Origin of the sequence: Microbacterium alkaliflavum (genome assembly GCF_044325405.1) — a bacterium.
Classification (GTDB): domain Bacteria; phylum Actinomycetota; class Actinomycetes; order Actinomycetales; family Microbacteriaceae; genus Microbacterium; species Microbacterium alkaliflavum.
On sequence record NZ_JBIQWL010000003.1, the window covers coordinates 522303 to 534235 of the forward strand.

An 11933-nucleotide genomic window follows, 5' to 3' on the forward strand; every position below is an offset into this window, starting at 1 on the left:
GCGGACGTTCCTATGGATGTCAGGCCAGCACGATCTCCGACGCGGCGTGCAGCGGCTCCCACTCGACGCCTCGTGCTCCCGCCTTGGGGCCGAGGACGTCCGCCTCGACGAGCTCGCCGAGGTCGACGCGGGCAAGGGCCTCGATGTCGGCGATCGGCACCTGGAACGTGCGGAATCCGCCGAGCGGCGCGATCCCGCGCGCCTCGCCCGTGTCGATCAGGTCGGTCTGGTCGAGCACGAATCCCGCCGCCGCGAGCGGCTGGTCGCCCGCGGGCGACCATGCCGCGACCTTCCAGAACCGGCGGGGGACCAGGATGCCACGGTACGGCGGGTCGTCGGGCGCGAGCACGGGCGCGGTGAACACCGACAGCCGCTGGTCGGTCGTGTCGGCGTACTCGAGCACATGGTCTTCCAGGCCGAGCCACAGCTCCTTGGACTGGTTGAAGTGCGCAGCCTGAGGTGCCGCGTTCGTGTAGACGAAGGTCGCGGCGGTCGCTGCCTGGGCCTGCGCGACGGTGCCCCAGCCGGGGTCGCGCCGGCGCACGAGATGCCCGCGGTCGAGGTCGTTGTCGACGTACACGCCGGGACCGGCCTGATCGTCGACGGGCACGCGGTCATCGAGCTCCCATCGGCCGCGACGCTCGAGGTCGTGCAGCGAGGCGCCGTCGATGTTGACGCCCGTCACGACGGCGAGGCGCCGGGCGGGCTCGAGCAGCACCGTGAACCGCGGATAGGCGAGGTCGACGACCTCCTGGGCGCCGAGCGGTTTCGGCAGGGGCACCGGGATGCCGAGGAAGTCCGGGTCGTATCCTGTCCAGTCGTCGATCGGCTGCGCCATGCGTCCATCCTGGCCCTGGCCGGTGACACTCCCGTGAACCGCCGGACCTTCATCCGGTCCCCGAGCTTGTCGAGGGGTCGAGGCCGCACCTGCGAAGAACCCCGCCCGCCAGACTTGACCCGTGAGCTTCGACCCCGTTGTCAAGACCAAGCCCGGCGCGCCGCCGCTGTTCTTCGAGGCCGAGGCGGCGGGTCTCGCGTGGCTGGCCGATGCCGAGGCATCCGGAGGCGCTCGCATCGCCCGCGTCGTCGACGTCGCACCGGGCAGGATCGCCCTCGAGCGCATCCCCTCCGGCCGCACCGACCGCGCGGCGGCGGAAGTGTTCGGGCGCGCGCTCGCCGTGACCCACGACGCGGGCGCCGAAGCCTTCGGCGCGCCTCCCGGCGGGTGGACGGGACCGCTCTTCATCGGGCGGCTGCCCCAGCCGGCGGCCCACGAGCCGACGTGGGGCGCGTTCTACGCCCGCGACCGCGTGCTGCCGTTCGTCGAGCCTGCGGTCGCGGCCGGCAATCTCTCCGCGAACGGGGCGCAGATCGTCGGTGACGCCTGCGCGCTCATCGCCGGCGGAGCCTTCGACGACGACGATCCGCCCGCGCGTCTGCACGGCGACCTCTGGAACGGCAACGTGCTGTGGTCGGCGGCAGGGGTCGCCCTCATCGATCCCGCCGCGCACGGCGGGCACCGAGAAACCGACCTCGCGATGCTCGAGCTGTTCGGATGCCCTTTCCTCGACGTCATCGTCGCGGCCTACGACGACGCCCACCCGCTGCGAGAAGGATGGCGCGAGCGTGTGCCCGTGCATCAGCTGCACCCGCTCGCCGTCCACGCGGTCGGCCATGGCCCGTCCTACGGCACCGCGCTCGTCGACGCGGCCCGCCGGACGCTCGCGCTGGCCTGAGGTCGCTCGCTCGACCAGCTCGCGGACCGGTGCGCGCCGCGTGCACAGCATCGGGGATATCGCCCGACGCGCCGGCGAGCCTCGGCGCGCCGCGCACATTCCCCGCGGTTGTGCACGCCCGACCGGCGACGGCGGCGTGCACAGCTTCGGGGATATCGACCGACACGCCGGTGAGCCTCGGCGCGCCACGCACATTCCCCGCGGTTATGCACGCCCGGACGGCGACGGCGGCGTGCACAGCTGCGGGGAGATCGACCGACGCGCCGAGGAGCCTCGGCGCGCCGCGCACACCCCCCGCAGTTGTGCACGCCCGAACGACGACGGCGGCGTGCACAGCTCCGCGGATATCGACCGACACGCCGGTGAGCCTCGGCGCGCCACGCACATTCCCCGCGGTTATGCACGCCCGGACGGCGACGGCGGCGTGCACAGCTGCGGGGAGATCGACCGACGCGCCGAGGAGCCTCGGCGCGCCGCGCACATTCCCCGCGGTTGTGCCACGCCCCGGGAGGTGTCAGCGGGGGTTGCGGCGCCGCGAGCGCGCGAGCACAGCGTCGAGCGCGAGCCCCGTGCCGACCGCGACGACGATCGACACCACGACGGCGGCCGCCGAGCCGCCTGGCAGGATCGCTGCGACGGCCGCGCCGAGGAGTGCCTGGTAGGCGGCCCACGCGAGCGCCGCGCAGGAAGCGACGGCGAGGTAGCGCGGAGCCGGGAGGCGCGACGCGCCTGCGACGAGGTTGACCGCGAGCCGCGCGAACGGGATGAACCGCGCCGTGAACAGCACGAGCGCCGTGCGCTCGTCGAGCCGGGTCCGAGCCCACGCGAACGCTGCCTGGGTGCGAGGCGCCCGCATCCATCGCCACCGATGCAGGCCCACGACTCGGCCGAGCAGGTAGCAGCACGCATCGCCGAGGGCGGCGGCGACGGCCGCGACGAGGACGACCGACGCGAGCGGCGGCGATCCCGTCGACACGGCGAGCGCCCCGAACGCCGTCACGGCGGCCTCACCGGGGACGACGACCAGGAACGCGTCGCCGAGCACGAGGGCGAACAGCAGCGGGAGCGCGAACGGACCGGCCGCGAGGGCGGTCAGCCAATCGTCGGTCACACGCCCTGGGTACCACCCGCCGGTGAACGGCCACGAAACGGCGGATCACAGGTGACGTGAGGCCGTGCATCGGGTGAACTCTCCGCGATGAGAGCGGTTGCGCGAGATCACGTCGCGTCCGGGCCGTCACCCTGGAACCGTGAGAGTCGCGATCCTCGCAGAATCCTTTCTCCCGCACATGAACGGTGTCACGGGATCGGTCCTTCAGATCCTGCGGCACTTTGCCAGCGAGGGGCATGAGACCCTCGTCATCGCGCCGCGCGCCGGCGATCCGTCCGGCGACCTGCACGGCGCTCGAGCCGAGCTGCTGCGCTCGGTGCCGCTGCCGTCGTACCCCGAGGTGCGGGTCGTGTTCGCCCGCGCCGCCCGCCTGACCGCGATCCTCCGCGAGTTCAAGCCCGACGTCGTGCATCTCGCGTCGCCGTTCGTGCTCGGCTGGCAGGGGATGGCAGCCGCCGACGCCCTGCGCATCCCGTCGGTCGCGGTGTATCAGACCGATGTGATCGCCTACGCGGAGAAGTACGGGATGCCGCGGGCCACCGCCCTCGTCGCGTCGCACGTGACGCGCCTCCACCGCCGCGCCACGCTCACCCTCGTGCCGTCGTCGGCGTCCGCCGCCCAGCTCGACGTCCTCGGCGTCGACCGCGTGCGGCGCTGGGGACGAGGAGTCGACGCCGCCCGGTTCGCGCCCGAGCGGCGAACGGAGTCGTGGCGGCGCTCGGTCGCCGACGACGGGCTCATCGTGGGCTACGTCGGGCGCCTCGCACCGGAGAAGCAGGTCGAAGACCTGCGGGCCCTCGCCGGCATCCCCGGCATCCGACTCGTCATCGTGGGCGACGGCCCGTCGCGCGCCGCGCTCGAGCGCGCGCTCCCCGACGCCATCTTCACGGGCCACCTCTCCGGCGAGGCGCTCGCCGAGGCCGTCGCCGGGTTCGACGTGTTCGTGCACCCCGGTGAGAGCGAGACGTTCGGGCAGACCATCCAGGAGGCGCTCGCGAGCGGCGTGCCCGTCGTCGCGACCGGCGTCGGCGGTCCCGTCGACCTCGTGCGCAGCAGCATCGACGGCTGGCTCTACCGTCCGGGCGACCTGGCCGACCTGCGCGCCCGCGTCGAGGACCTCGTCGGCGACCAGGCCAAGCGGCACGCCTTCGGCCGCGCCGCCCGCGAGTCGGTGCGCGACCGCACGTGGGAGGCGCTCTCGCGTCAGCTCCTCGGCCACTACGGGGAGGCGCGGATGCTGCGTCCCATCGACGACGCCCTGTTCGCGCGCGGCGCCACCCGGCCGTGGATGCCGCCGGCCGCCGAGTCTGCGCCGATGCGCCGGCACACCCGGTTCGTTGCGCTCGGCGACTCCCTCACGGAAGGACTCTGCGACACGTCGCGCATGCCTCCCGGCCAGTTCCGCGGCTGGGCCGATCGCCTGGCCGAGCTGCTGGCCGCCGGAGGCTCGACGACCTTCCGGTACGCCAACCTCGCCGTCCGCAGCCGCAAGGTGCACCATCTCACGACCGAGCAGCTTCCGCAGGCGCTCGCGCTGCGGCCCGACCTCGTCTCGATCCTCATGGGTTCGAACGACCTCGTGAGCCGTCGCGCGGCCCCGATCGCGCTCGCCGCCGAACTCGAGCGGAACGTGCGCGCGCTCCGCGAGAGCGGCGCCGACGTGCTCCTCGTGACGCCGTTCCTGCCGCGGCGGCGCGCCGCGATGCTCTTCGCCCGGCGGTTCGCCGTCTTCAACTCCGAACTGCGGCGCATCGCGCGCGAGACGGGCGCGATCCTCCTCGACCTCGAGGCGCAGCCGTCGATCGGCGACCTCGCGATGTGGGCGGCCGACAAGGTGCACCTCCGCTCACGCGGCCACCGGTTCCTCGCCTACCGCGCGGCCGAGGCGCTGGGCGTGCGGGATGCCGAGGCGCTGGGCGATCTGGATGCCGCGCTCCACGCCGACGACGAAGTGCATCCTTCGTCGTCCTGGCTGCGCCGCGACGCGCTGCCGTGGGCGTGGCGGCGTCTTCGCGGCCGCACCGCAGGCGACGGTCGCAGCGCCAAGCACGACGGGTACATCGAACTGCCCGGCCGAGGCATGACGAAGACTCCGGCGCCGGCTCGCTGAAGCCGGCAGCGCCGAACGGGACACGGGCGCGCCGCCCAGACCCGGCGCCGGCGCGCTGACCCCGGCCGCGCGTGAGGACCCGGCCGGCGCGCTGAGCTCAGCCGCGCCAGCGATACTCCGACTGCGGCCGGCCGGGCGTGCCGTAGCGCGCCGAGCGCTCGAGGCGTCCGGCCTCGACGAGGTGCTCGAGGTAGCGCCGGGCGGCGACGCGCGACATCCCGAGCCGCTCGGCGGCTTCGCTCGCCGTCACGGGTCCTCGCGTGCGCACGTCGTCGCTGACGAGCTGCAGGCTCTGGGCCGACAGCCCCTTCGGCAGCGGCGCCGCGGCGGAGACCCGCATCGACCCGAGCAGGGCGTCGATCTCGGCCTGCGTGGCCTCGCCCGCGGCATCCTGAGCGCGTTGCCGGAACGCGCGGTACTGCTCGAGCCGCTCGCGGAAGACGCCGAACGTGAACGGCTTGACGAGATACTGCGCCACGCCGAGGGACGCCATCTGCCGCACGACTTCGGCGTCGCGCACCCCCGTGACGGCGATGACGTCGACGTCGCCCGCCCGCGCCCTGACGCGCCGCAGCACGTCGAGTCCCGTGCCGTCGGGCATCGTCATGTCGAGCAGCACGAGGTCGATGCCGCCGGGTGGCGGCTGCTCGAGGATCGCCGTCAGGGCCGCGCGCGCTCCCGTGCACTCGGCCACGACCTGGAAGCCCTCGATCCGCGCCAGGTAGGAGCGATGCAGCTCGAGCGTGAGGGCGTCGTCGTCGACGAGCAGCACGGAGATCACGCGGGCCTCCGCGGGAGCACGATGCGGAATGCGGTGGGGGATGCCTCGATCTCGACCGATCCGCCGGCGCCCTCGACGATCGACCGCACGAGGGCGAGCCCCACCCCGCGGCCCGTGGCGTCGGCGGGCTTGGTCGAGAAGCCGTGCTCCCAGACGCGGTCGGTGATCTCGGGCGGGATGCCGTCGCCGCTGTCGGACACGACGATGGCGAGGGCGTCGTCACGCACCCGCGACAGCTCGACCCGCACCCACCGGGGCTCGGCGCCGGCGGCCGCGGCGTCGAGGGCGTTGTCGATGAGGTTGCCCACGACCGAGACGGCGTCGACCGGGCTGAGCGCGCTGCGCGGCGCGCCGGGGTCGATCGCGACGCTCCAGTCGACCCCGCGCTCGCGCGCCTGCGCGGCTTTGCCGAGGAGGAGCGCGCCGACGGTGGGATCGCCGTCGCGCCGAGCGGTGACCTGGTCGACGAGAGCCTGGCTCTGCCGTGAGGTCTCGGTGAGGATCTCGATCGCCTCGTCGGTGCGGCCGAGCTCGAGCAGGGCCACGGCGGTGTGCATGCGGTTGCCGTGCTCGTGTGTCTGCGCGCGGAGCGCCTCGCCGAGGGTGCGCACCGATTCGTACGACGACACCGCGTCGCGCACGCTCCCGGCAGGCAGGTCCCCGGTGACGCGCTTGGTGATCCGACCCGCGAGGAGGGCCCCGACGAACCCGGCTGCGACGACGGCGAGTGCGATCACGATCGCGAACGGCAGCCGCGGCAGGAGTGCCGACGAGATCGAACCCACGGTGACGCCCACCGACACCCAGCCCAGCACCTTCCCGTCGGCCTCGACGGGAGTGATCGTGCGCACGGAAGGGCCGAGCGTGCCGGCGAACTCCTCGGTCAGCGGCTGCGCATCTGCCGGGATCGTGCCGAGGTAGTGCTTCCCGATCTCGCCGGGATCGCGGTGCGTCACGCGGATGCCGTCCGGTGTCATGATCGTGATGAAGTCGACGCCGGCCTGCGCCATGACGCGCTCGGCGTACGGCTGCAGGCGGGTCGAGGCATCCGGCGACGTCAGCGCCTCGCCGACGACGTCCGTCGTCGCGATCGTCTCGGAGACGGCGCGCGTGACACGCTCGGCCTCGGCGCGCACAGCGCGCTGCGCCTCGAAGACGAGGACCAGCGCCACGACCGCCCCCACCACGACGACGGCGCCCAGCAGCACGAGGAACACGCGCGTCGCCGCGCTCGTCGTCCGTCCTCGACCCGCCATCGCGTCGCTCCTCCCGAGCCTGTCGTGTCCCATATGACCACACGTCGGGCTCGCCGGGGTCGGACCCGGTCACGACCAATACGACCACAAGTCGGCCGGGCGGCAGAAGGCGCGCACGCTGTCATCACCGCCAGGGTGGCGGCATCCGACGGCGGATCTCTCAAGGAGGCGACGATGGCTCTTTCGACTCGGACGAATTCGTTCCGACTCCCCGGCTACAACTGGCGCAGGGGCAAGCACGCGTGGGACAAGCACACGTGGCTGTATGTCTCGGTGATCCTCGCGGTCGTGCTCGGCGCGACGGTCGGGCTCATCTGGCCCGAGGCGGGCGTCGCGCTCAAGCCCCTCGGCACGGCGTTCGTCGCGCTCATCAAGATGATGATCGCGCCCATCATCTTCTGCACGATCGTCGTGGGCGTCGGATCGATCGCGAAGGCGGCGACGGTCGGCAAGATCGGCGGTCTCGCGCTCCTCTACTTCATGGTCATGTCCACGTTCGCGCTCGCGATCGGCCTCGTCGTGGGGAACATCATCCACCCCGGCGAGGGGCTGAACATGGCGAACTCGACCTACGACGCGACGACCGTCGAGGCCAAGACGACGCAGGACTTCCTGCTCGGCATCATCCCCGTGACGTTCTTCTCGGCGTTCACGGGCGAGAGCGTGCTGCAGGTGCTCTTCATCGCACTGCTCGTCGGCTTCGCGCTGCAGGGGATGGGCGAGAAGGGGGCGCCGATCATGTCCGCGGTCAAGTACCTGCAGGCGCTCGTCTTCCGCATCCTCGGCATGATCCTGTGGCTCGCCCCGATCGGCGCGTTCGGCGCGATCGCGGCGGTCGTGGGCTCGACGGGGGTCGCCGCGATCTGGAGCCTCGGAGTGCTCATGGTCGCGTTCTACATCACGTGCATCCTGTTCATCGTCGGCATCCTCGGCACGCTTCTGTACACCGTCACGCGGATCAACATCTTCAGCCTCATGAAGTACCTCGCCCGCGAGTACCTGCTCATCGTCGGCACGTCGTCGAGCGAGTCGGCGCTCCCGCGCCTCATCGCGAAGATGGAGCACCTCGGCGTCCAGCGCGCCGTCGTGGGCATCACCGTGCCCACCGGCTACTCCTTCAACCTCGACGGCACCGCCATCTACTTGACGATGGCGTCGCTGTTCATCGCGTCGGGCATGGGCGCGCCGATGTCCATCCCCGAGCAGATCGGGCTGCTCGTCTTCATGATCATCGCGTCGAAGGGCGCCGCCGGCGTCACGGGTGCCGGGCTCGCGACCCTCGCCGGGGGATTGCAGGCCTACCGCCCCGATCTCGTCAACGGCGTCGGAGTCATCGTCGGCATCGACCGGTTCATGTCCGAAGGTCGGGCGCTCACGAACTTCACCGGCAATGCCGTCGCGACGATCCTCATCGGGACGTGGGTCAAGGAGATCGACAGCGCACGTGCCAAGGCGGTGCTCCGCGGCGAGATCCCCTTCGACGAGACGACGATGCAGGGCGACGATCACGACGGCATGTCCGCCTCGAGGGATGCCGTCGGTACCCAGGGGCTGGAAGAGGCCGCCGTCGCGGAGGCCGCGGCCAAGGAGGAGCGCGCGCGTCAGCGTGAGGAGGCGCTCACCCGATGAGTCGCTGAGGGCTCGTCCCTGAGCCTGCTGCCCCGGGTCGCCCTCCGAAGGGCGACCCGGGACAGTGCATGTTCAGGGCTCGATCTCGCCTGCCTCGATCGCGGCGGCGCGCTCCTCGTCGTCGAGTTCGTCGACGTCGTCCTCGACGGCCTCGAAGGCGTCGAGGGTGGGCGGTGCGGGCTGGGGCTCGTCCTCGTCGTCGAACGGCACTTCGCGCTCGTCGTCGGGGATGCGCTCGCGGAAGTCGCTCATGCTTCCTCCTCGCGCGGCGGAGGGCTCAGCCCTCGATGCCGTTCTCGAACGACTGCACCTCGAGCTGCAGCCGACGCTGCATCTCGATCTTCTCCCACTCGGCGAGGCCGTCTTCCTCGGCGGCAGGGTCGTCGTCGTTCGCGAAGACGCGCTCGTCCTCGGCGTGCTTGTCTTTGTGGTGGCGGCCGAACATGTCGTCTCCCTTCCGTCAGCCGCTCTTGCGGCGGAACTCTCGCTTGGTCATGGCTCCATGTGTCGAGTGGATCGCCGATTCCGTGTCGAGGTGCGACTCTCCATCGCGGTGCTGAGCGTTCTTCTTGTCGAGGGCTTCCTTGAACTTTCGCTTCAGCTCGTCGGATGTCGCACTGGTCGTCTTGTCGTCGGTGCTCATGCCCCCACGATACGGGTGGGCTCCGACACCCGCCAGGGTCGTGTTCAGGCCCTCCCTGCTAGGCTCTTGGAGGTTGCCCTCTGGCATCCGCTCAATTCAACACTGAGCTCATGGAGCAGGCCCGGCAGGAAGCTGGTCCCCTGTGGTGGGTTCCCCGACGCGCATGCGGCGGCGGGTGATCTTCGACTGGTGGCCAGCGCAGGCGGACCTCGCGGCATTCTCGCGCGCCCATATCTGCCTGTTCCTGCTCCTTCGATTGACCCTCGCCCGGCATACGGCTCGGCGAGGCTAAACAAAGAAGGAGAGACCTCTTGGAAGGTCCTGAAATCACCGCCGCCGAAGCCGTCCTCGACAACGGTCGCTTCGGCACCCGCACGATCCGGTTCGAGACCGGTCGTCTCGCCCAGCAGGCGCAGGGCTCCGTCGCCGCCTACCTCGACGAGGAGACGATGCTCCTCTCGGCGACGAGTGCGAGCAAGCAGCCCCGCGAAGGCTTCGACTTCTTCCCCCTGACCGTCGACGTGGAAGAGCGTTCGTACGCCGCGGGCAAGATCCCCGGCTCGTTCTTCCGTCGCGAAGGCCGCCCCTCGACCGAGGCGATCCTCGTGTGCCGCCTCATCGACCGCCCGCTGCGTCCGTCGTTCGTCGACGGCCTCCGCAACGAGGTCCAGATCGTCGTCACGGTCCTCTCGATCGCGCCCGGCGAGTTCTACGACGCCCTGGCGATCAACGCGGCCTCGCTCTCCACGCAGATCTCGGGTCTGCCGTTCTCCGGCCCCATCGCGGGTGTGCGCCTCGCGCTCATCCCCGGCCACGGCGAGCACGCCGACCAGTGGATCGCGTTCCCGAACGTGAAGCAGCTCGAAGAGGCCGTCTTCGACCTCACCGTCGCGGGCCGCGTGCTCGAGGACGGCGACGTCGCGATCATGATGGTCGAGGCCGAGGCCACCGAAGGCAGCTGGAACCTCATCAAGGCCGGCGCCACCAAGCCGAGCGAAGAGATCGTGGCCCAGGGCCTCGAGGCCTCGAAGCCGTTCATCCAGGAGCTCGTCCGCGCGCAGAACGCCGTCGCGACGACCGCCGCGAAGGAGATCCAGCCCTACCCCGTCTTCCTTCCCTACAGCCAGGAGACGTACGACTTCGTCGCGGGGCGCTCGTACGACGACCTCGTCGGCGTGTACCAGATCGCCGACAAGATCGAGCGCCAGAACGCCGACGACGCCGTCAAGGACCGCGTCAAGGGCGAGCTCGCCGCCGCGGTCGAGGCCGGCCAGCTCCCCGCGATCGCGGCGAGCGAGTTCTCGGCCGCCTACAAGTCGGTCACGAAGAAGATCGTCCGCGGCCGCATCCTCACGGAGGGCGTCCGCATCGACGGCCGCGGCCTCGCCGACATCCGTCCGCTCGACGCCGAGGTGCAGGTCATCCCGCGCGTCCACGGCTCGGCGATCTTCCAGCGCGGCGAGACGCAGATCCTCGGCGTCACGACCCTGAACATGCTCAAGATGGAGCAGCAGATCGACTCGCTCTCGCCGGTCACGCACAAGCGCTACCTGCACCACTACAACTTCCCGCCCTACTCGACCGGTGAGACCGGCCGCGTGGGCAGCCCCAAGCGCCGCGAGATCGGGCACGGCTTCCTCGCCGAGCGCGCTCTGGTCCCCGTGCTGCCGGGCCGTGAGGAGTTCCCGTACGCGATCCGCCAGGTGTCCGAGGCCCTCGGCTCCAACGGCTCGACGTCGATGGGCTCCGTGTGCGCCTCGACCCTGTCGCTCCTCAACGCCGGTGTGCCGCTGCGCGCGCCGGTCGCGGGCATCGCGATGGGTCTCGTGTCGGACGAGGTCGACGGCCAGACGCGCTACGCCGCGCTGACCGACATCCTCGGCGCCGAAGACGCCCTCGGCGACATGGACTTCAAGGTCGCCGGCACGAGCGAGTTCGTCACCGCGATCCAGCTCGACACGAAGCTCGACGGCATCCCCTCGTCGGTGCTGTCGGCCGCGCTGCAGCAGGCCCACGACGCCCGCATCACGATCCTCGGCGTCCTGAACGCCGCGATCGACGGTCCGGACGAGATGGCCCCCACGGCTCCGCGCGTCATCAGCGTGCAGATCCCGGTCGACAAGATCGGCGAGCTCATCGGCCCCAAGGGCAAGACGATCAACGCGATCCAGGACGAGACCGGCGCCGAGATCTCGATCGAGGAGGACGGCACCGTCTACATCGGTGCGACCGACGGCCCCTCGGCCGAAGCGGCCCGCGCGCAGGTGAACGCGATCGCCAACCCCACCAACCCGGAGGTCGGCGAGCAGTTCCTCGGCACCGTCGTGAAGATCGCGACGTTCGGCGCGTTCATCTCGCTCCTGCCCGGCAAGGACGGCCTCCTGCACGTCAGCGAGGTCCGCAAGCTCGCCGGCGGCAAGCGCGTCGAGAACGTCGAAGACGTCCTTTCGGTCGGCCAGAAGCTCCTCGTGCGCATCACGAAGATCGACGACCGCGGCAAGCTCTCGCTCGAGCCCGTGCTCGAGGAAGCCGCCGACCAGGAGGGTCGCGATGCGGCCAACCCCGGCCCGGAGGCTCCCGCCGAAGGCTGAGTTGTCAGACCGGGTCCAACTCGGTTGTCCGGATGCCCGTTCCCGCATGAAGCGGGGGCGGGCATCCGTCGTATTC

The 11933-nt window shown here is 71.3% G+C and carries 11 protein-coding genes; 4 read left to right on the top strand and 7 right to left on the bottom strand.

What is annotated here, in order from left to right; all coding sequences use genetic code 11:
- Nucleotides 1-19: 19 nt before the first annotated feature.
- Nucleotides 20-838: a DNA/RNA non-specific endonuclease gene (locus tag ACH3VR_RS11455; protein WP_397556421.1), complete on the bottom strand. Its 819-nt coding sequence runs from the start codon at nucleotides 836-838 to the stop codon at nucleotides 20-22.
- 121 nt (nucleotides 839-959) lie between these two features.
- Here ACH3VR_RS11455 and ACH3VR_RS11460 point away from each other — a divergent pair, with 121 nt between their 5' ends.
- Nucleotides 960-1736, top strand: coding sequence for a fructosamine kinase family protein (locus ACH3VR_RS11460; RefSeq protein WP_397556422.1), 777 nt, complete (start codon nucleotides 960-962; stop codon nucleotides 1734-1736).
- Between the two features lie 514 nt (nucleotides 1737-2250).
- Here the strand turns inward: ACH3VR_RS11460 and ACH3VR_RS11465 are convergent.
- On the bottom strand, nucleotides 2251-2847 hold the full coding sequence (locus ACH3VR_RS11465) for a DedA family protein (RefSeq protein ID WP_397556423.1): 597 nt from the start codon (nucleotides 2845-2847) through the stop codon (nucleotides 2251-2253).
- Nucleotides 2848-2986: 139 nt separating this feature from the next.
- Here ACH3VR_RS11465 and ACH3VR_RS11470 point away from each other — a divergent pair, with 139 nt between their 5' ends.
- Entirely contained in the window at nucleotides 2987-4957 is a 1971-nt protein-coding gene (locus tag ACH3VR_RS11470; RefSeq protein WP_397556424.1) for a glycosyltransferase, read from the top strand.
- Nucleotides 4958-5054: 97 nt separating this feature from the next.
- Here the strand turns inward: ACH3VR_RS11470 and ACH3VR_RS11475 are convergent, their stop codons facing one another.
- Both ACH3VR_RS11475 and ACH3VR_RS11480 read right to left on the bottom strand, forming a co-directional pair.
- Nucleotides 5055-5738, bottom strand: coding sequence for a response regulator (locus ACH3VR_RS11475; protein WP_397556425.1), 684 nt, complete (start codon nucleotides 5736-5738; stop codon nucleotides 5055-5057).
- Entirely contained in the window at nucleotides 5735-6994 is a 1260-nt protein-coding gene (locus tag ACH3VR_RS11480) for a sensor histidine kinase (protein WP_397556426.1), read from the bottom strand. Before ACH3VR_RS11480 ends, ACH3VR_RS11475 begins: the two co-directional genes overlap by 4 nt.
- 174 nt (nucleotides 6995-7168) lie before the next feature.
- On the opposite strand from ACH3VR_RS11480, the gene ACH3VR_RS11485 reads away from it, so the two are divergent.
- A complete protein-coding gene (locus tag ACH3VR_RS11485) occupies nucleotides 7169-8623 on the top strand; it encodes a cation:dicarboxylate symporter family transporter (RefSeq protein WP_397556427.1) in 1455 nt (484 codons plus the stop codon).
- Between the two features lie 72 nt (nucleotides 8624-8695).
- Here ACH3VR_RS11485 and ACH3VR_RS11490 read toward each other — a convergent pair whose 3' ends face one another.
- From ACH3VR_RS11490 to ACH3VR_RS11500, 3 genes are read right to left on the bottom strand one after another with little or no spacing between them, the layout of a single operon-like run.
- Nucleotides 8696-8875: a hypothetical protein gene (locus ACH3VR_RS11490; RefSeq protein ID WP_397556428.1), complete on the bottom strand. Its 180-nt coding sequence runs from the start codon at nucleotides 8873-8875 to the stop codon at nucleotides 8696-8698.
- 25 nt (nucleotides 8876-8900) lie between these two features.
- Nucleotides 8901-9068, bottom strand: coding sequence for a hypothetical protein (locus tag ACH3VR_RS11495; protein WP_397556429.1), 168 nt, complete (start codon nucleotides 9066-9068; stop codon nucleotides 8901-8903).
- Between the two features lie 15 nt (nucleotides 9069-9083).
- A complete protein-coding gene (locus ACH3VR_RS11500) occupies nucleotides 9084-9266 on the bottom strand; it encodes a DUF5302 domain-containing protein (RefSeq protein ID WP_397556430.1) in 183 nt (60 codons plus the stop codon).
- A gap of 311 nt (nucleotides 9267-9577) precedes the next feature.
- On the opposite strand from ACH3VR_RS11500, the gene ACH3VR_RS11505 reads away from it, so the two are divergent.
- Nucleotides 9578-11857: a polyribonucleotide nucleotidyltransferase gene (locus tag ACH3VR_RS11505; RefSeq protein WP_397556431.1), complete on the top strand. Its 2280-nt coding sequence runs from the start codon at nucleotides 9578-9580 to the stop codon at nucleotides 11855-11857.
- The last annotated feature ends 76 nt before the right edge of the window (nucleotides 11858-11933 follow it).

What these genes read in the sequence shown, in the direction of transcription:
- ACH3VR_RS11455 (WP_397556421.1), bottom strand. Translation starts at nt 838, where the DNA reads ATGGCGCAGCCGATCGACGACTGGACAGGATACGACCCGGACTTCCTC.
- ACH3VR_RS11480 (WP_397556426.1), bottom strand. Translation starts at nt 6,994, where the DNA reads ATGGCGGGTCGAGGACGGACGACGAGCGCGGCGACGCGCGTGTTCCTC.
- ACH3VR_RS11485 (WP_397556427.1), top strand. Translation starts at nt 7,169, where the DNA reads ATGGCTCTTTCGACTCGGACGAATTCGTTCCGACTCCCCGGCTACAAC.
- ACH3VR_RS11490 (WP_397556428.1), bottom strand. Translation starts at nt 8,875, where the DNA reads ATGAGCGACTTCCGCGAGCGCATCCCCGACGACGAGCGCGAAGTGCCG.
- ACH3VR_RS11495 (WP_397556429.1), bottom strand. Translation starts at nt 9,068, where the DNA reads ATGTTCGGCCGCCACCACAAAGACAAGCACGCCGAGGACGAGCGCGTC.
- ACH3VR_RS11500 (WP_397556430.1), bottom strand. Translation starts at nt 9,266, where the DNA reads ATGAGCACCGACGACAAGACGACCAGTGCGACATCCGACGAGCTGAAG.